Here is a 19,605-nt window from a genome sequence, read left to right as displayed (position 1 = left end):
ACGCTACCGATTAATTATGACTGTTCTCAAACACATTCTTCTTTTTGCTCTTATATATATAAGCCTGAGCAGTTTTGCCCAAACACCGGGAGTTGTTCCTACACCTTTTAAATCAGGCGAAAAATACGGATATATTGATGCACGTACGGGTAAAGTGATGATCCTGCCGATTTACGACCGCGTTGCTCCGTTTTCAGAAAACCGTGCTTTGGTTTACCGGATGGGCAAAGGGTATTTTATTGATCAGACAGGTACGATAAAGATTGTGGTCAAATATGATTCAGCAATGTCTTTTACAGAAGCGTTTGCAGCGGTTAAAGTAGCAGGATCCTGGGGCTTTATTGATAAAATGGGGGGATTGAAAATCCCGGCTAAGTTTGAGGAAGCGTATCCGTTTTCAGAAGGCATGGCTGTTATCAAAAAAGGAGGCAAGTATGGGTACATTGATAAGCTGGGAAAAGAAGTTATTCCTGCTCAATTTGAATTTGCGATCGAATTTTCAGATGGCCTGGCAGCAGTAAAGAAGAATAACCTGTTTGGGTACATCAATCCGAAAGGCGCCTTTGTTATTCAGCCAACATTTGAAAAAGCAGGTAATTACAGCAGCGGCGTTGCGGTTGTTTCCAAAGGTGGAAAATACGGTATTATTGATAAAGCCGGCAAAACAGTTTTGCCCATTGAACAGGATTGGGTTTCAGTGTTTAAAGACGGGCTGCTGCGGGTACAAAAAAATGATACCTGGGGTTTTGCCAATACCTCAGGAGTTATGCTGGTACCGGCTATTTATGATTGGGCCGGGGATTTTTCAAATGGTTTTGCTAAAGTCAAAAAAAACAATCTGTATGGATACATTGATAAAACAGGTACGGTATTTGTACCTCTCATGTATCAATGGCTGGAAGACATGGATGCGGATGGAGAGTTAATGGCTGTTAAATCAGGCTATTGGGGTTGCATCAATAGTAAAAATGAACAGGTAACGCCATTTACGTATAAAGTTATGCGCCCTTATTCAGAAGGCTATGCAGTGGTATCGAAGTCAGGTAAATATGGTTATCTGGATAACAAAGGTAAATTAATCATATCTTTTAATTATGAATATGCGTATGACTTCATTAACGGCTCTGCAGAAGTTGTTTTAAATGAAAAAACACGTTTTATTGATAAAAGAGGTACTTGTATTAAATTCTGTGAATAGAATAATTATGAATCGATTAGGTAAAATTGTATTTGGGTTAGGTATTGCTGTTTGTTTATTTTCAGCTACCAACAGCATTGCTCAGGTAAAAACACACAGTTCATTGAGAGCTGAAAACCTGGAGGTTATTCTTGTAAAAGATATTCAGCATATTTCAGATACAACACATCATACACATGCACATGATCCGCACAAGTCGAGCTATAAAATTTTGCATGTTAATTTTATGCTGGTAAGTTCAGATCCATCGGTTACCGGATACAAATCTGTTATGATGCGTTTAATCGATCCGCATGGCGTAGATATTTATGATCCGGCAGCGGGCGGCGGCTTGTTTAATTTAAATGGCAAAGAAACTCCCTATACATTTAAAGTAAGTACAAAATTAGATGGTCAGCCATTAAAGATTGATTTCTTATACAATCACCCCAAACATTTCAGACATGGGTTACACATTATTGAGTTATATGTGGATGGGCTAAAAATAGGTGAAGAACATTTTGTGATAAAATAAATATAAACGTGCTGCTAAACAGTAACGGAAGTCTCGCCCCTGTCAGGGTGAGACTTTTTTATTGTATATACAATTCATAGAGTTTTTGTTGTTAATAATTTACGCTAAGTTTATCCGTTGATCCTGAATATTATTTTAATGAAAAACAACCGGACCTATTTTCAAACATTTGATGCCTTACGTTTTTTTGCATTCGTTAAAGTTTTTCTGTTCCATATTCCTATTTGGGGATTTCCGGTTTTTGATTTTATAAAAGAAGGCGGGGGGGCGGCTGTTTCATTCTTTTTTTCATTAAGCGGATTTTTAATTACCTATATTATTTTAGAAGAGAAAAAACGTACCGGTACATTGGATCTTAAGGCATTTTATGTCAGACGGATATTACGGATCTGGCCCTTGTATTATGTTATGCTGGTGTTTGCGTTTATAACCCCATTCATTTTATCACTTATTTCCATAACAGCTTCCGGTGATGGTTATACACCTAATTGGCTGATGTCTGCTTTTTTTCTTGAAAACTATAAAATGATTGCTACCGATGGTTTTCCCAATGTATCTCCTTTGGGAGTGATGTGGTCCTTATGTGTAGAAGAGCATTTTTACCTGATATGGGGACTGGTTTTGTATGTTGTATCCATCCGGAACATACATTGGCTTGTTGTGGGTTCGATTATTTTTGCCAACATAGCGCGGGGGGTATTTTATATGCAGGGCTGGAGTTTTCTCGATGTCTGTACCAATATTGATTATTTTGCTTATGGCGCTGTTCCTGCAATTTTACTGATACTATATAAAGAACGGATGGAGTTGTTTACGGAAACCCTTGCATCGGGCGTGAAAATTTCAATTATAATCATAAGTGCATTGATTGTGCTAACGCTGCCTAATCTCGCTCTTCCGTTCAAGCTGCTGATTGAGCCAACCATATTAGGATTTGCTCATTTACTGATTATAGCAGCAGTTGTGTTTGAAAAGAAACTATTCACCATTCCGCAAAAAAATATACTGAGCAGGCTCGGAATATATAGCTATGGGTTTTATTTAACACATACCATTGTCATTAATCTCTTTGTTAAAATTTTTGATAAAAAACATATACCGCTTGAAAGTCCGCTTGTTGTACTTGTATTTGTTGGGGTATGTCTGGGGGGAACAATTGCAGCGGGTATGTGCAGCTATTATGTGATTGAAAAACCTTTTTTAACATTGAAAAAAAGATTCAGTTAAGCGCAGCTGCTCATACGCTTAACTGAATCTTTTTTATTTACATTTTTATAATCGTAAAATCAACGCGTCTGTTCAGCTGACGGCCGTGGTCTGTATCGTTTGTAGAGACAGGTTTAGTTTTTCCATATCCTTTAGATTGCACACGGGATGCATCGATGCCGTGAGAAACCAGATAATTTACAACTGCTTTTGCTCTGTTTTCAGAGAGCGTTTGATTTTCTGCATCGCCGCCAACGTTGTCGGTATGGCCGGAAATTTCTATCGTCATGGTCAGGTATAATTTCATTAATTCTACCGTACGGTTTAATTCGGCATAAGACTCTTTGCGCAGATCACTTTTTCCGGTATCAAAAAACAAATTATTCAAACGGATGGTTTGTCCTGTTATAAGGGGCGCTAAATATAAATTACGTTCCAGTTCCTTATATTCTTTCAGGTCATTCAGATCCATGTTGTCTGATACGGAGAAAAAGTTTTCTTTCTGTGCCAGGAAACCATAGTTTGCACCTGTTGGCAAAACAATTTTGTATTCACCTGTTTTAGGATCGCTGGTTGCTATACCAATTTCTTTCCCTGTTGCCAGATCTACATATTGAATGTTTGCTTTCAACGGTAGTTTTGTAGTAGCATGTAATACTTTGCCATACACCAGCACAACAGGTTTCGGTTTTGCAGATTGCGGCAAGGCAATGCGCACAATATCAATATCGCCAATGGAGTTTTCTGCTGTAACCATGTAGGCATATTTACCCGAAGCCTCTACTGAATAATAGGCATCCCAGGCTGTTGAGTTGATCTCTGGTCCGAGGTTCAAAGGCTCAGACCAATTTGTATACGTTGAATCCAAACGGCGTGTCATATAAATATCGGCGCTGCCGTAGGTAGGGTGGCCGTATGTTGCAAAGTAAAGTGTTACACCGTCTGCAGCAATAAAAGGAGTCAGTTCTCCTTTGCTTGTGTTTACCTGGCTCCCAAGATTTAAAGGTGTGCTGAAGCTGCCGTCTTTTTGTAAAAAACTCACATAAACATCTTTATCACCTTTGCTGTCATCGCGCTGTAACGTCATGAATAAAACTTTGCGATCTGCAGACAGGGAGTATTCATTTGTATTTGCACGGTTATAAAAATTATTGATCACAACATCTGCCGGCACCGACCAGCCCGATTCCGTGCGGTATGAAAATGAAACACCGGATCCTTTTTGTGTACCATCTGCATTATATTGATTCATAATCAGCATACTGTTGTTATCGGGAGTTACAGAAATAACAGCATTTGGGCCGGCATTATTTAACGGTTTGCCAATGGCTGTTGATTTGTTCCAGTTACCCTCAGCGGCAGCTGTTGCTACATAGATTTCATCACCATCCATTGTACCACCTGTATTAGCAGGGTTTCCCTGTATGGAATAATAAAGCGTTTTACCATCTGCAGCAATGTACGGTAATTTTTCAGCATAGATTGTGTTGATGTTTGCACCCAGGTTTTCGCGTTTTATTCCGTTCGTTAAGTTTGGTACCGTTTTGATCTGCACATCGTGGTATAAGCTTGCCTCTTCAACAACTACAGTCATATTTGTACGCATAAAAATTCCGAATACGCCTGTGAGTGATTCAAAACCTGAGCCTGCATACGGAATCGATAATAATTCCGTATCGTTCAATCTGAAAAGTATGTTACTCCCTTTATGCGCAATTTCCAGCGTATTCGTTACATTTCTGGGTTTAATGGCAGCTGTACGTTTGTTGGTGTTTGATCCGTAATACTCATACAGAAATGTATTTTTACCATTTTCACTGGATGCAATCGCGTATTCAAACCGTTCCGGATTGATGACAAAATAAAAGTATTTATTGTTTCCTGCGCTTAAATAAATACCTGCACCATCGCTGGCATAACCACCCAGCTCTTTTATTTTAAACTGGTAGGTAAATTCTTTATCGGGATTCAGGTACGTTGAATTGGTTGACCAGAATGTTTCTCCGGATACCGATTTATTCGTGCAGAGATATCCGCCATTCGTAATTTTGAAAGAATATTTTTCTGTTTCTCCTTCATACCATCCTTTAGAGGTTGTCTCAAAATCATCAAAGAAAAATAGTGAAGGGCTTTGAGCATACAATGATGTGGAAATAAAAAGAAGCAATGATAGACCAACGAATAATCTCCCTGCAATAGATGAAAACGAAATCATAGGTAATGTAGATTTGTAAATGAAAGTTGTTAATAGTTGATTAACCAGCAGTTAAGTTATAAAAAATAGCAGGTGTTCACAAACCCGCATGTGATTTATTCCTTATGTGTATCGTGTTAAACGGTTAACAGATACAAGTGGTTTTGGCTGAATGCAAGAATTTATATGCGTGTATACAAAAAAAGCAGGTTGAAAAATTACAGCAGCTTTTGAATAGTAAGCTATATTAGTCAGTTTTTTTTTTACTTATTTTGGCAGGTACAGTTTTTACTTTGTCGGGATTCTCTTTAATGAAATTATTCCATCCGCCTTTACTTTTTTTAACATCACCCTTTTGGAAGTAATGGCATACGGCAACGCCGAGGGCATCCGTTGCATCAAGCAATTTAGGGATCTCCTGAAAAAATAAAATTTTAGAAAGCATGGCTGCTACCTGCTCTTTTGAAGCATTTCCGCTGCCGGTTACCGATTGTTTTATTTTTTTTGGTGCATATTCAAAAATAGGAACCTGCTTTGAAATAGCTGCGGCAATTGCTACACCCTGTGCACGCCCAAGCTTTAACATGGATTGCACATTTGAGCCGAAGAAAGGAGCTTCAATGGCCATTTCATCGGGATGATACTCTTCGATCAGAAGGCTTATCCTCTCAAAGATTTTACTTAACTTTATTGCATGGTCCGTGTATTTGCTCAAATGAATAACACCAAATTGAATCAATGTCAATTGAGTTCCTTTAATAGCAATAAGTCCATAACCCATCACATTCGTTCCGGGGTCTACACCGAGAATGATCCGATCAATTGTTTTGGGAGAATTTTTGTTGACCATACGAGAGATGCAAGTTAACGAACCTTTTGTGAAAAAAATCAATCCTTCCGGAATCTTTTCTGCAGGTATAAAAATTGCCGTTTTCCTTTTTTCAATAGGTGTTATTTATACTGTGTTGCTGGAGAAAAAGCATTGGCTTGAACTGTTTGCACAAACATTTTTTAAAGAAAACGGACTATATGTTTTTGCAGCCATGCTTGCAGCCATGTTTGCTAATATTTCGGTAGAAGCAATTAAGTGGAAACGGCTGGTAAAATCCATTACTGTAATACCTTTTTCAACGTCTTTAATGGCGGTGTATAGCGGTATTGTAGCGGGTATAATCACACCGCATGGCATTGGGGATTATGTTGGAAGAGTATTATTTATACATTCTGAAAAACGGTTTGAAAGTATCGGGTCTGTATTATTCAGCCGGGTGGCACAACTGTGCATTACCTGTATTACCGGCGTTGCGGCAGTGATCTATTTTTATTTTTTTATAGAAGAAGATGCACATATGTTACTTGCATTGGCTGTTGCATGTGTCACCTTGGTATTGATTTGTGTGGCATGGAACTATCGTGCCTGGCTGCTCGATAAAATGAAGCATGTTCCGTTATTAAAAAATATCGAAAAATGGTTTGAACAGCTGCGCATGTATAATAATCTGCTGTTTGCAGAAACACTGGGCTTGTCAGCGTTTCGGTATCTTATTTTCCTATCTCAGTTTGTTTGCCTGCTGATGTATTTTGGTGTTGATCTGCCCATTGAAATTCTTATAACAGGATCGGTATTTACATTTTTTGTCAAGTCTGTGATCCCATCTTTTCTGGATATTGGGGTGCGGGAGCTTGCTGCCGTTTTTTTCTTTTCTGCCTATCATATTGCAGATGAAAAAGTATTGCTGGCAAGTTTAAGTCTGTGGTTTTTTAATCTGCTGATTCCTGCGGTTATAGGTTTGTTCTGTATGTTTAAAATAGAATATAGAAAACGGACGTAGTATGGCTATATACATCGGCATCTGTTGTTTGCTTTATATACTTTTCGGCGTGTGTCTGCTGATCGGCTGGCAACGCATACAAGAATATGACATAGATCCTTCTTATATGCCGGATACTTCTGTAGCAGTGATTCTGCCTGTACGGAATGAGATTGACAAAATTGAATCTGTATTACATGATCTGCTGATACAGGAATATCCCCAGGAATTGTTTACCGTCTATCTGGTTGATGACGCATCAACAGATGGTACAACGCAAGTACTGCAGAACTGGGCGATGCGTTATCCGGATCGTTTTAGAATGGTTTGCATACAGCCGGCGTATGCCGGCTGGAAAGGTAAAAAGAAACAGATCGCCTCTGCTCTTGCACAATCTGCTTCGGCATTGATCCTCACAACAGATGCTGATTGCAGGCATTTGCCGGCATGGATAAAAACAATGGTTTATACGCAGCTAAAAACACAGGCATCTTTTGTTTCCGGACCTGTTCGCATGCAGGGTGAATATACTTTTTGGAATAAATTTCAATGGATTGAATTTGCAAGTCTGGTTGGAAGCGGAGCCAGTGCAATCGGATTACAGGTGCCGCTTATGTGCAACGGTGCAAATATACTGTATACACGGGAAGCCTATAATGCTGTTGGTGGTTTTGAAGGAAATACAGCAGTAGCGAGTGGAGACGATGAATTTTTAATGCATAAACTTGTTGCTGCCAGAGGTGCCGGATCTGTTGTTTTTTGCAAGCAACAGCATGCTGTTGTATCGACCGGTTCCGCAACATCGTGGCAGGAATTCAGGAACCAGAGAAAACGCTGGGCCAGCAAATGGGAGCATTATGCGCTCTGGTACGTGCAGGCAGTAGCTATATGGATTTTTGTATTTCATTTTACATTATTGGTATGCAGTGCGTTAGCGCTCATTTTTGTAACAGCCTGGTATTGGGCCGTTGCAATGTGGGCAACTAAAATCATTTTTGACTATTTCTATTTAAAGTCTGTTGCCAGATTTTTGTCAATAGATTTTAAAAAGAGTACATTTATGTATGCAGTTCTGATCTATCCGGCCTATGTAATTTATTTTGGATTGATGGCCCGTTTTGGAACATATACATGGAAAGAACGTATTGAAAAGCATTCATGACAGATATAGAATTTGAACTGATTGACAGCTTATATTTTGTACAGACATTCGGGTTTCTTTGTAACGAATTGGAACTGAATGAACATGATTTGAAAGCATTACTGATCGGAATGGTACAAAAGGAATGGGTAAAAGTGCTGGATAAAGAAAGTGATGAGGAAATTTTATCACCGGAGATCTGGTCAGCCAACTGTTCCGGCTATCATTATTTAGCAACTAAAAAAGGATTGTTTGCGCATAACTCTTTATAATTTCTTAATTCGAACGTGGAAAGCAAAGACGTACATTCTCCCTCATACTATATAAAAAAACGGCTGTATAATAATAAACCAGCAATGTTTGGGTTGTTTTTTATTATCGTAGCACATATTATAGCCATACTGGGTTATTCTATCATGCCCGATAATACACCTAATGCAGATGATGGTGCAAATCTTATCAAGAAACAGGCTCCGGGTTTTTCAGCTAAATTTATAAAGAAGCATAAAAACAGAGTGGTAGAGGACGTCAACTTTTTTACCATGATGATTGAGGGGCGGGAAAATCCCTATACGATTGAACCTGTTGATTCTTTTTATTTCAAAGGAGATTCCATTTACTACAGAGAATTTAACGAGCGTGTCTGGGAAAGAGAACTTACATTAAGTTATATCGATGTATGGTATGCAGGCCCAACGTATAAATTATTTAAAGATTCATCTGCCAATCATAGATTAACAGCGGATTCTTCTTTTTATGTTGATGCCAATGAAGTTGTTCATGGCTTCTCTAAAAAAAGTCTCAATGAAACATTTCTAAAAAAGAATGTTGAGTCGCGTACCTACATGTTAGGCACAGATAAACGCGGCAGAGATATGCTTAGCCGGTTACTGTTCGGTACACGGATATCCTTATCTATTGGTTTTATATCTGTAATCATTTCATTGGTTGTAGGGATCACATTTGGTGCTATCGGCGGTTTTTTCGGCGGCCTGGTTGATCGTACGCTGATGTGGTTTTTAACGGTTACGTGGTCCATTCCGGGTATCATGCTGGTAATCGCAATCAGCCTTGCCCTACAAAGCAAAGGTATCTGGGTAGCCTTTGTGGCAGTTGGTTTAACCATGTGGGTTGAGGTGGCGCGTGTTGTACGTGGTCAGATCCTGGCTATCAAAGAAAAACAATTTGTTGAAGCAGCCAGAGCCTTAGGGATCGGAAGCTGGAGAATTATTTTCTATCATATTCTTCCCAACATTGTGGGGCCGATGATTGTTATTGCTACATCCAATTTTGCTTCCGCAATCCTGATTGAGTCTGGTTTAAGTTTCCTTGGTTTAGGTGTACAGCCGCCAATGCCTTCCTGGGGTATGATGGTTAGCGAAGGCTATCAATCGAACTGGAGTGATGGTGGCTGGTATCTGGTGTTCTTCCCAAGTATTTGTATCAGTATGCTGGTATTAGCCTTTAATTTATTCGGTAATGGTTTAAGGGATGCGTATGATCCCCAAACAGCAACAAAATGGTAGAGAAGTCAACAACTACGCAGACACACGAATTACTTGTAAAAGATTTAAAGTTATCGTCTTTGCTTGAGATTACGCAGGCAATCAATGCGAATTTGCCTGAATCGTCTTTATATAAAATTTTTCAGTTTACCTTATTAGCAAATTTAAGTGTCGGCAAACTGGCGTTATATGTTAAAGATGATGCCTGGGTTTGTAAAGCAAATGTTGGTACCGCGCTTGATTACACGAACGTTCCTTTATCTGAAGAACTTCAACACATTACAGCCATTACAGTACTTGACCTTGCTGTATCTGAACCGTTTTCTGATTTTGATCTGGTAATTCCGGTTATTCATAAAAACAATGTGCTCGCATATGTGTTTTTAAAGAAAAAAGCAGATAAGGGAGAGATCGATCAGGCCTTTATTCAAACGTTTACAAACATTATTCTTGTAGCAATTGAGAATAAAAAGTTTGCACGAAGGGAATTACAGCAGGAAGCATTTAAAAAAGAGATGCAGATTGCGCGCGAAGTACAAAGTCATCTGTTCCCGAAAGATTTACCTGAAACAAGTAAAATTTCCTTAAAAGCATTTTATTTACCGCATCAGACCATTGGCGGTGATTATTACGATTACATCGATATAGATGAAGACCGCTCGCTGGTATGTATTGCAGATGTAAGTGGTAAAGGCGTTCCTGCCGCTATTCTCATGTCCAATGTACAGGCGGCGTTGCGCACGATGTTGCGTTATACAAGTGATCTTAAAAAGATTGTTTTTCAATTGAATGAATTAATTCTGCTGCATACAAAAGGCAATCGGTTTGTAACCATGTTTATTTGTATTCTTGATTTTACTAAAAAAGAAATAGCGTATATCAATGCCGGTCATAACTCGATTCCGTTGATTCAGAAAGATCAGGTAATCTTGCTGGATAAGGGCTGTACAATTCTTGGTATGTTTGACCGCTTACCTTTGATTGAAGAAACGATATTAAAACTACAGGATGAAAATCATTTGTTTTTGTATACGGATGGTTTATCTGAATGTATGAATGAAAAAGATGATGAATTTGGTTTAGAGCGTATTCTGCCTATGATTCAGATTGAAGCCTCAAAAAATCAGACCGAGATGATTGAATCCATTGTAAAAGCAACGGTAGATTTTAAAGGTACAAAAGCCTACAACGATGATATAACAGTCCTGAGCTGCCGTATTCAGGCGTAAAAATACATTAAGAGATATAAAAAAACACCTCATGAATTTTATGAGGTGTTTTTTTATATATGATATATCTGTTCAGAAGAACAGTATTATATTTCATTTTTTTTCAGTGCTGACAATAATAAGATCAGTATGGCAGTAACTTCAGCGATTATAACAGATGTGATGATGATAACAAGCTTTTGAGGTTTAGCTTTTTTCGCTATCGGCTCTGCACGTTCAATGATATTCATTGTTGAGAAATCCTGTTTAATTAAGTCAAGATTTTTACGGGCAGAATTTAATTCAGTGATTGTTTGTAATAATTCAGATGTAATAACTTCAGAACGTGAGAAGTTTTTATCGAAGTGCAATACATTAATAATTTTCTGTATACTATCGATACCGGAATACCTTTCATTCAATATTTTTTCAGAAGACTCAAAAAGTTTCTTGCTGAATTCAAGTAATGGTTTTTTATTAATCTCATCCGTTTTTGCAACAATGTCATTTACAATCATCGCTGCTGTATCTGCATTTTCATCCAGAAAACTTATTTCAATAGCGCTTAAATCATTTTCAACAATATTCAGATTTCCCTGAAATTTGTTTGTCAGATCTACCTTAGCCCGCCAATGGGTAGGGTCTATGTCATAATGTTTCATTAGATCATATTTCTCCGTAATATAATTCTGCACTTCGCGCGACTGAGCAATAGCCATGATGCGGTCTGCATCCGCAGAGGAACCGTATGGGTTTTTAGAGTCCCAGATATTTCTTGGGTCATATGCTTCAGGATTGTAAGCATACACAATTGACGTAGATTTATAATAAACAGGCATCATAAATGATACCGCGAGGCTTAGAATTAAGGAGGTAATTCCAACTACGGTTAAAAGTTTTCCGTTTTTTATAATAAGATTTAAAATTGCAATCCCGGATATTTTATTAGTCATTGTTGTACGGTAGTATAAGTTGTTTTATTTGAAAGATCAATTGTTACCAAGCAGGCCAGCATTCCGAAGAAGATAGTACATATCTTAGATGTATCAAGAAAATTATTAAAGAAACTATGCACCAGATAGGTTGTAATACTCATGCCTAATCCTATCACGATATAATAATTAACATCAGCAGGTGTCAGGGTATTCACCAATTTTGAAACGGTATACAGGCTCATTACTAATAACGCTATATAAACCACACCTGTAATGATACCATTTTCTGAGGATATTAATAAATACTCAGAGTGGGTTGTTCCACCGGTTCCGCTTTTATATTTAGGTTGTGAATTGTGGATACTAATATACGTCATTTCATTAGCTTTTTGATAGGGAAAATACTTATGTTGGTACATGCCGTAACCAAAACCCAGAAAAGGTTTGTCTTTAATCATACGGATGGCCGAACTCCAGCGATTGAGGCGTTCCATATTAGAAACATCCGTATTCATGTTGGTGATTGATTTGAACTGGTCCTCAACACTTGTTTTTTTAGTTTTTGAATCTGCATTGTTTCTTTTCATCTGCATGTAAAACTGATCCCGTGCAGAGAATATGTATACTGCTACTATAAGTGCGGCAATGCCGATATAGCTCCATCTGATCTTATACCGCCAAACGATAAATAAACACAACGCGCCTGCTACGCCCATCATGGCAGCACGGCTGTAAGATAAGATCAATGCAGAAGAGCTTAATAAAAACAAGCAGGTAAATACATTGAATTTCCACAACGATTTTTTATAATACCACAGCATGGCGGTAAAGGCAAGCGGAATCATAAAGGCTGCCATAGTAGAATAAATTGTATGATCGGTATAATACGGATTAGGAATGTTCCATGCTACGGTACGTGAAAAACCGAAGGTACTGTGTCTGATAAAATTAATTAACGCCAATACAGAAAATGAAAATAAACTAGTCAGTAAAAAGTGATAGGGAAGTTTTGGGTCTGATTGGCTGAAGTACAGAATCCCAAAATAAGACGCAATAATGTATATAATTGTTTGTGCCGCAATCCGGAATGAAATTAACGGTTCGGTTGAAAAACAGCAGCTCACAAAAATCAAGCTGATAAACACTATAACAAGTTTAGTTAACGGATGGAAAAGCATTGCCTTATCTATACCATTAAACATGAAGTTGAACAGCGTAGTACCTGCAACAACTAATAACAATGGTTCTAAAGGTGTATTAACCGTTACGCCAATAAAATCAAACCCGATATTTCTGGAAAAGGGTAGTAGCGCTGCTGTGATATATAAACCTGCTGCAGGGTAACTGAATATAAAAGCGCTTATTAATAATGCAACCGGCAGCAGTGCAATTCCTATACTATCCTGCGAAAGTCCGATCAGACTGCAAAAAGTAAAAAGAAGGATTACCCGGTATTGCTCCCCAACGATCTGGTAGTTTTTAATATATTTTTTTACGCTCAAAATTATATTGTGTATTATTGTAACTAAAATCTACGAAAGATAGGAAAATTATATAAAAATATTGCGCTAGCTATACTTTTGAATCTAACGATCAAGCCTATAAACTTATTGTTAGAGAATAGTGTCCAGAATAGTATCGGTCATGAGCAGTATGGTTTATTCGCAGCGTTAAATGCGCTGGCATTTCTTTTTATCGTTTTACTGGATCTGGGGGTCAATCAATTTCTTACTAAAAAGTTCGCCGCAGAGACCGGTTATGCACCCGATGCATTTTCCACCTATTTCTCTTTTAAATTTGTATTAGCCGCAATCTATCCGTTTTTTATGGTTGCTGTAGGGTATCTGATTGGGTATCATACAGATGAAATAATCCTGTTGTTTTTAATCAGCCTGTCGTATAGTTTCTACCAGCTGCTTATGTACATACGCGCCAAGTTTCAGGCGTCGCAACGGTTTACGATTGACTCTCTTGCGTCCGTTTCAGATAAAACTTTTTTAATAATCGGAACGCTAATTCTGTTTACCTGGGGAATAACACTAAGCAATTATATTGAGCTGCGTGTAGTGGTTATGTTGCTGAGTTTATTGGTGTTTGTGATCCCGGCCATTAAATTATATACCCCTGAATCATTTTCGTTTCAATGGAACTTGCGTGCCTGGAAAGATATTGTTAAGCAGACATATCCGTTTGCATTGATTACGGTGCTGTTTTCATTGCACGATAAAATTGATCAGGTAATGATTGAACGTATGCTCGGCGAGCACGCATCAGGCTTATATGCAGGCGCCTACCGCTGGATGGATGCGTTTATGATGTTCTTATGGATTATTTTACCCATGTTTTTTGCCCGTTTTGCGTTCTTCAAAAATAATCCGGCTGATCTGTCAAAGATCATCAGCATGTCTCAAATCGTGAGCGGTATACCAATGATCTTTATTTCCTGTTTTGTGTGGTTCTATGGGGAACAGCTATTCTTTTTATTAGGCAACAGTACCCCGGCAGAGATTGCAGAAATGACAAGCTGTTTAAAGATTCTTTTTGGCGCGGTCTTTATTCATGCTTTTTTTGCAGCATTCGGAACATTATTATCGGCAACAGGCGGAGAATATTTTATAAATAAAATGCTTATTGGAAGTATTGTGATCAATGTGGTATTGAATGTGATTCTGCTTCCCTGGTTAGGCATTTCCGGGGCAGCTGTAGCTACTGTAATCAGTAATATTTTTATTTCCGGCAGTTATGTCTATTTTATCCTGCGACACAAACATGCCGCACTGGATTATTCCATAACCGTGAAACTGCTTTTGCTGGCAGCAATTACATTGGTAAGTTTTTACACGGCGCATCATTTTGAACTTGTATGGTGGCTCGCCTCAACAACGACAGGCATTCTGGTGCTCTTTTTCAGCCTGGCACTTAACCTGCATAAATCGATACATACGTTTTAAAAATTTGTTTTATCCCTCCCTTTTTGCTTATTTATCACATAGAATAAAAAAACAACTGCTATTTTTATACATTTGCATCAGTAATACAACAAGGCATAGAATAATTCAGTCGTAATCAATTTAAATGAGTTTGTATTTTAATCATTCGGGTTGGCTATTTTCACAGTTTTTTAAGGGAGCTGAATGGCGTTTGAAAAGCGGTAAGGATGAAGCTAAAACGATTTACCTTACGTTTGATGATGGGCCGGTACCCACGGCTACACCTTTTGTACTGGAGCTGCTTAAAAAATATGATATCAAAGCGACGTTTTTTTGTGTGGGTGATAATATTAAAAAGTATCCCGAATTATATAAACGCATTTTACAGGAAGGACATCGTACGGCAAACCACACCTATAATCATTTAAAAGGATGGAAGCATGCAGACGATTATTATTTTGCAAACATTATGGCATGCGAAGCTATGATGGAAAAGCTGGAAGAAGATATGGATCTGCCGCAGACCTGGAAAACAGAGCGTCTTTTCAGACCACCATACGGGAAAATGAAAACCGCTCAATGTGATTATTTACAGACCATTTACCGGATCATCATGTGGGATGTGATTACGGGTGATTTTGATAAACTCCGCGGCGCTGAAAAATGCCTGCAGACCGCAATCAAAGATTCCAGAGACGGTTCTATTGTAATTTTTCACGACAGCATGAAAGCTCTGGAGAATCTCGATTATGCCTTGCCTAAATACATTGAATCATCCTTACGCAACGGGTACCAGTTTAAAACGTTATGAGTTTCATACCGTATCTTTTTTTAGCCTACGCGATTGTTTATATAAGTTACCAATGTGTTTTACTGTACCGCATCCGGTTTCATCATAAACCACCTTCTTTTTTTGCACGAGCTCAACGTCCCGTTATATCTATTCTCATCGCTGCGCGCAACGAAGAAAAAAATATTTTAACTTGTTTACAGGCGGTAGAAAAATTAAGTTATCCGGCTGAAAACATAGAGGTGTGGATCGGGGATGATCAATCGACGGATGCAACACATACCATCGTTGCAGCTTTTATACACAATAAACCGAATTATCATCTTGTTTCCATACAGCCTTCGGCCGGACATGTAAAGGGAAAAGCTAACGTGCTGGCACAACTCGCAAAGCAGGCACGGGGAGCGTTCCTGTTTATAACCGATGCGGATATACAAGTACCGACGCATTGGATCGAAGCCTTATTCGCCGGGTTTGAAGAGAACACCGGTATTGTATCCGGCTCTACGATTGTTGCAGGTGACAGTCTGTTTGCCCGTACACAGCGGATCGACTGGGCGTATGCAAGCGGGATGATCCATGTGGTTTCAGACATGCATATTCCGGTTACGGCAGTAGGAAATAACATGGCCATACAACGGCTGTGTTACGACGATACCGGCGGATACGAAAACCTTTCGTTTTCAGTAACCGAGGATCTTGAACTCTTTCTGGCATCACTTAAAAAAGGCTGGGGATTCCGCAATCTCTTAGATGCCGGTTCAACAGCAACTACCGCTCCGCTTAAAACACTTAAGGAAGCTTTACAGCAGCGCAAACGCTGGATAAGCGGCGCTTTCAGATTACCCAAAATACTGGTTATTTTTCTGGTGCTGCAGGCCATGTTTTTTCCGATGCTGGTACTGGCATTCATTTTTATTCATTGGATCTGGATAGTAGTGATCTGGTTAATCATATTTAATCTGCACATGTCTTTTATTGATCAGGTTGCATGCAAGATGGGCATCAATAGTTTGCGCAGAAATAGTATCTTATTTGAACTTAACCGATACTTCTTTCCGTTGCTCTTATTCATGTACCGCCTGCTACCATTGGGGGTACAATGGAAAGGACGGACATATAAAGGAAAAGACATACAACCGAAATAAATTATGAATGAAGGCATTGTATAATTTACATTTTCCAGATAAGGTGGCTTTGGTTAGCAATTTTATGTTTTGGCAAAAAACAGGTATCTGAAATGGTTTTATTAAAGAAAAGATTCATTCATAATTTATAATTCATAATTAGAGATGGGAATTATAGAAACACACATTCATTTGTATTCAGATGAATATAAAGCAGACCGCAATGCGCTTATTCAACAGGCGATTGATGCAGGCGTAGAAGCCTTTTATATGCCGAATGTGGATGTACATTCAATTGAACCGATGTTTGCGGTAGAAAAAGATTTTCCGCAACATTGTTTTGCCATGATGGGTCTGCATCCCTGTTATGTAAAAGAAGATTATAAAGAGCAGCTGGCGGTTATTGAGCGGCAGCTGGCAAGCCGCACGTTTGTTGCGCTGGGTGAAGTTGGGATTGATCTGCATTGGGATAAAAGTTTTCTTGCACAGCAGCAGGACGCATTGAATATACAGGCGGAGTGGGCGTTGAAATACAATCTGCCGATTGTGATTCACAGCAGGGAAGCAAATGCCGAATCGCTGGAAGTATTGAAACCCTATATGCAACGGGGTTTACGTGGCGTATTTCATTGTTTTTCCGGTTCCCTTGCTGAAGTTACCCTGCTAAAGACCTATGGCTGGATGATTGGCATCGGCGGCGTGATAACCTATAAAAAAGCGGGATTGGATACACTGATTGAAGAGATCGGCATCGGGCAGGTAGTACTTGAAACCGATGGTCCGTATCTGGCACCCGTGCCATACCGGGGCAAACGCAATGAACCGGCGTACATTGATATAATTGCGCAAAAGATAGGAGATGTGCTTCATATGCCGAAAGAAGCAGTAGTGGAACAGACGACGGCTAACAGCAGGCTTTTATTTGGAAATAGCTTCAGAAATTCCAAATAACAAACGGATATTGAACATGCTCATAAAATTGCTAAATTAATAATAATCAAGTTTCTATCTGTCTTAAAGACAAAATCCTGCTCTCTGATAATCCATTAATTCTGTTGTGTTTGTTTTTACCCGAATAAAAGCGTTTATTTGTATCCCAATTAAAAAAATGACAGATTTTCATTCGTTTGAAATTTGTTTTTTGTTTTCGCCGCGGCGAATGGAATTACCAAGCTACAGAGAGAGGTGTCCGAGTGGCTTAAGGAGCACGCTTGGAAAGCGTGTGTGCGGGTGACTGTACCGAGAGTTCGAATCTCTTCCTCTCTACAAATCCCCTGAGTTTTATAAACTTCAGGGGATTTTACTTTTTCAGCAGATTTTTACACATCACAGAGGCGGAATATAGGCGGAACATACCCGGAATATACACGGAACATAGGCGGTTCGCCGCGGCGAAATATAGGGCGGAGGCTACCTGTAAATGCCGTTATAGCTTATGTTTACTGTGGTCTGTGTGCCACCCATTGGGAGGTGGTCTGTGTGCCACAGACCACGGTGAGACGTGTGCCACAGACCACGGTGAGAATATTATACATACTCGAGTAGCGGTTTTTTAAAGCCCTCCGTTAATTTTTCAAGATGCGCCGCAATTTCCAGTAATTTTATATCATGCCATTTTTTACAATGAATCTGAATACCCACCGGCATATTATTTTTAATTGAACCTATAGGAATCACACATATCGGGTGACCAGGAAGTGCAGTGGTAAAATTAAAGCTTGCCAGTGCATCTGTGTAGGATACTTTTTTATTATTAATGATGTATCGTCCTGAAATAAGTTGACACAAAATAGTCAAACTTATGGAAAAGACAGGAAAAAGAGTTTATGTAAAGCGGACTCAAAAAGATTACAGTTTAGCCTTTAAACTACAATTAGTAGATGAAGTAGAAAAAGGGGACTTAACCTACAAGCAGGCACAATTGAAATATGGTATCCAGGGAAGAAGTACCGTATTGACTTGGTTACGAAAACATGGTAGATTGGATTGGAAAGAATCTGACCAGATGAAAAAGAAGGCCCCCAATAAGCAAATCAAAGAACTGGAGCGTAAACTAAAACGCCTGGAAGCCGAGAAAGAAATTCTCAATGCCGCTATTGACATAGCAGATGAGCTGTTTGATACAGAAATCAGAAAAAAGTATTTGCCCCTCTCAGAAGCCGCTTTCAAAGAGAAGGGGAACAAAGAAGATTTATCACAGTAAAAGGTATAGCTTCAACGTTAGGTTATAGTCGTCAGTATTTATACAAAATGCTCAAGCAGGAGTTGATACTCATTGACAGAAGAAAGGCTATCAAACAACTGGTAGATACACAAAGAAAGCAGCTTCCTAGATTAGGAGGAAAAAAGACTTACCATATTATAAAGCCGTTTATTGATCAGGCAGAACTCAAAGTTGGCCGGGATAAACTCTTCTCAATATTAAGGTTTTATGATATGCTTATTAAGCCCAGGCGCAGATATATTCAAACAACGATGTCTAAGCATTGGCTCAGGAAATATCCCAATATAGTGAAAGGGCTCATCATACATAGACCTGAGCAGGTATGGGTTAGTGACATCACATACATAAAAACAGATGAAGGAAACTGCTATTTAAATATGGTCACTGATGCCTACAGCAGAAAATAATGGGCTACTCTATAGCAGACTCTATGGATACAGAATCCATGATAAAAGCGTTTGAAATGGGATTGAAAAATAGAAAGTATCCTGATTCAAAATTGATTCATCATTCTGACAGAGGGCTTCAGTATTGCAGTAAAGAATATGTAGCATTGTCAAATAGCAATGGAGTAAGCATAAGTATGACCGAACAATCTGACCCTTATGAAAATGCGTTAGCTGAAAGGATGAATAGAACGCTCAAAGAAGAATTTGGATTAGGTCAAAAAATAATAACCAGACAAGTAGCAAAAGAGCTTACTGAGCAAGCAATACAATTATATAATAACGTAAGACCTCATTTATCATTAAAAATGAAAACGCCAGAAATGGTGCATTAAACAAAAATCCCAGTTACTTTTGATAACTGGGATTAGTATTA

The 19,605-nt window shown here is 38.7% G+C and carries 20 protein-coding genes and 1 tRNA gene; 16 read left to right on the top strand and 5 right to left on the bottom strand.

The annotated features are described in order from the left end of the window. Window positions 1-16: 16 nt before the first annotated feature. From CHU_RS10680 to CHU_RS10670, 3 genes are all read left to right on the top strand, one after another. The gene (locus CHU_RS10680) at window positions 17-1,198 is read left to right on the top strand and encodes a WG repeat-containing protein (RefSeq protein WP_011585568.1); all 1,182 of its coding nucleotides are present in this window, start codon (window positions 17-19) and stop codon (window positions 1,196-1,198) included. Window positions 1,199-1,205: 7 nt separating this feature from the next. Then, complete coding sequence (locus CHU_RS10675; RefSeq protein WP_238379259.1) at window positions 1,206-1,712, top strand: hypothetical protein; 507 nt, start codon at window positions 1,206-1,208, stop codon at window positions 1,710-1,712. Window positions 1,713-1,850: 138 nt separating this feature from the next. Next, window positions 1,851-2,939 carry an acyltransferase family protein gene (locus CHU_RS10670; RefSeq protein ID WP_041932339.1) on the top strand — a complete coding sequence of 363 codons (1,089 nt, stop codon included), beginning with the start codon at window positions 1,851-1,853 and terminating at the stop codon, window positions 2,937-2,939. 37 nt (window positions 2,940-2,976) lie between these two features. Here CHU_RS10670 and CHU_RS10665 read toward each other — a convergent pair whose 3' ends face one another. Both CHU_RS10665 and ruvC read right to left on the bottom strand, forming a co-directional pair. Beyond that, window positions 2,977-5,133, bottom strand: a complete 2,157-nt coding sequence (locus CHU_RS10665) for an OmpA family protein (protein ID WP_049755531.1) — start codon at window positions 5,131-5,133, stop codon at window positions 2,977-2,979. Window positions 5,134-5,359: 226 nt separating this feature from the next. Then, window positions 5,360-5,962 (bottom strand): crossover junction endodeoxyribonuclease RuvC, encoded by a 603-nt coding sequence (ruvC, locus tag CHU_RS10660; RefSeq protein WP_011585564.1) that lies wholly within the window; start codon window positions 5,960-5,962, stop codon window positions 5,360-5,362. 28 nt (window positions 5,963-5,990) lie between these two features. On the opposite strand from ruvC, the gene CHU_RS10655 reads away from it, so the two are divergent. From CHU_RS10655 to CHU_RS10635, 5 genes are read left to right on the top strand one after another with little or no spacing between them, the layout of a single operon-like run. After that, window positions 5,991-6,944, top strand: a complete 954-nt coding sequence (locus CHU_RS10655; protein ID WP_238379258.1) for a lysylphosphatidylglycerol synthase transmembrane domain-containing protein — start codon at window positions 5,991-5,993, stop codon at window positions 6,942-6,944. Between the two features lies 1 nt (window position 6,945). Next, entirely contained in the window at window positions 6,946-8,085 is a 1,140-nt protein-coding gene (locus CHU_RS10650) for a glycosyltransferase family 2 protein (protein WP_011585562.1), read from the top strand. Beyond that, window positions 8,082-8,336, top strand: a complete 255-nt coding sequence (locus CHU_RS10645; protein WP_011585561.1) for a hypothetical protein — start codon at window positions 8,082-8,084, stop codon at window positions 8,334-8,336. The genes CHU_RS10650 and CHU_RS10645 overlap by 4 nt, the downstream gene beginning before the upstream one ends. Before the next feature lie 15 nt (window positions 8,337-8,351). After that, window positions 8,352-9,590: an ABC transporter permease gene (locus CHU_RS10640; RefSeq protein WP_011585560.1), complete on the top strand. Its 1,239-nt coding sequence runs from the start codon at window positions 8,352-8,354 to the stop codon at window positions 9,588-9,590. Next, window positions 9,584-10,798, top strand: a complete 1,215-nt coding sequence (locus CHU_RS10635; RefSeq protein ID WP_011585559.1) for a PP2C family protein-serine/threonine phosphatase — start codon at window positions 9,584-9,586, stop codon at window positions 10,796-10,798. The genes CHU_RS10640 and CHU_RS10635 overlap by 7 nt, the downstream gene beginning before the upstream one ends. A gap of 86 nt (window positions 10,799-10,884) precedes the next feature. Here the strand turns inward: CHU_RS10635 and CHU_RS10630 are convergent, their stop codons facing one another. Together CHU_RS10630 and CHU_RS10625 are read right to left on the bottom strand one after the other, a co-directional pair. Then, window positions 10,885-11,730 carry a hypothetical protein gene (locus CHU_RS10630; protein WP_011585558.1) on the bottom strand — a complete coding sequence of 282 codons (846 nt, stop codon included), beginning with the start codon at window positions 11,728-11,730 and terminating at the stop codon, window positions 10,885-10,887. Beyond that, complete coding sequence (locus CHU_RS10625; RefSeq protein ID WP_011585557.1) at window positions 11,727-13,214, bottom strand: O-antigen ligase family protein; 1,488 nt, start codon at window positions 13,212-13,214, stop codon at window positions 11,727-11,729. Before CHU_RS10625 ends, CHU_RS10630 begins: the two co-directional genes overlap by 4 nt. Before the next feature lie 39 nt (window positions 13,215-13,253). Between CHU_RS10625 and CHU_RS10620 the strand changes: the two genes are divergently transcribed. The 5 genes from CHU_RS10620 (at window position 13,254) to CHU_RS10600 (ending at window position 17,825) form a co-directional block, all read left to right on the top strand. After that, the gene (locus CHU_RS10620) at window positions 13,254-14,663 is read left to right on the top strand and encodes an oligosaccharide flippase family protein (RefSeq protein ID WP_316910397.1); all 1,410 of its coding nucleotides are present in this window, start codon (window positions 13,254-13,256) and stop codon (window positions 14,661-14,663) included. 124 nt (window positions 14,664-14,787) lie between these two features. Further along, a complete protein-coding gene (locus tag CHU_RS10615) occupies window positions 14,788-15,453 on the top strand; it encodes a polysaccharide deacetylase family protein (RefSeq protein ID WP_011585555.1) in 666 nt (221 codons plus the stop codon). Then, entirely contained in the window at window positions 15,450-16,580 is a 1,131-nt protein-coding gene (locus tag CHU_RS10610; protein WP_011585554.1) for a glycosyltransferase family 2 protein, read from the top strand. Before CHU_RS10615 ends, CHU_RS10610 begins: the two co-directional genes overlap by 4 nt. Before the next feature lie 144 nt (window positions 16,581-16,724). Then, on the top strand, window positions 16,725-17,510 hold the full coding sequence (locus CHU_RS10605; protein ID WP_011585553.1) for a TatD family hydrolase: 786 nt from the start codon (window positions 16,725-16,727) through the stop codon (window positions 17,508-17,510). Window positions 17,511-17,738: 228 nt separating this feature from the next. After that, window positions 17,739-17,825, top strand: a tRNA-Ser gene (locus CHU_RS10600). Window positions 17,826-18,086: 261 nt separating this feature from the next. On the opposite strand, the gene CHU_RS10595 is transcribed toward CHU_RS10600, so the two are convergent. After that, a complete protein-coding gene (locus tag CHU_RS10595; protein WP_041932338.1) occupies window positions 18,087-18,347 on the bottom strand; it encodes a hypothetical protein in 261 nt (86 codons plus the stop codon). Between the two features lie 13 nt (window positions 18,348-18,360). Between CHU_RS10595 and CHU_RS19940 the strand changes: the two genes are divergently transcribed. The 3 genes from CHU_RS19940 to CHU_RS19215 are packed head-to-tail and all read left to right on the top strand — an operon-like array spanning window position 18,361 to window position 19,564. Next, a complete protein-coding gene (locus CHU_RS19940) occupies window positions 18,361-18,762 on the top strand; it encodes an IS3 family transposase (RefSeq protein WP_011585551.1) in 402 nt (133 codons plus the stop codon). 47 nt (window positions 18,763-18,809) lie between these two features. After that, window positions 18,810-19,190, top strand: coding sequence for a hypothetical protein (locus CHU_RS19220; protein WP_011585550.1), 381 nt, complete (start codon window positions 18,810-18,812; stop codon window positions 19,188-19,190). 23 nt (window positions 19,191-19,213) lie between these two features. Further along, a complete protein-coding gene (locus CHU_RS19215) occupies window positions 19,214-19,564 on the top strand; it encodes an integrase core domain-containing protein (RefSeq protein ID WP_187148215.1) in 351 nt (116 codons plus the stop codon). Window positions 19,565-19,605: the final 41 nt, after the last annotated feature.

Origin of the sequence: Cytophaga hutchinsonii ATCC 33406, from assembly GCF_000014145.1 — a bacterium.
Taxonomy (GTDB): domain Bacteria; phylum Bacteroidota; class Bacteroidia; order Cytophagales; family Cytophagaceae; genus Cytophaga; species Cytophaga hutchinsonii.
Note: the sequence above shows the minus strand (reverse complement) of the source record. Positions and strands in the feature narration are given on the sequence as shown.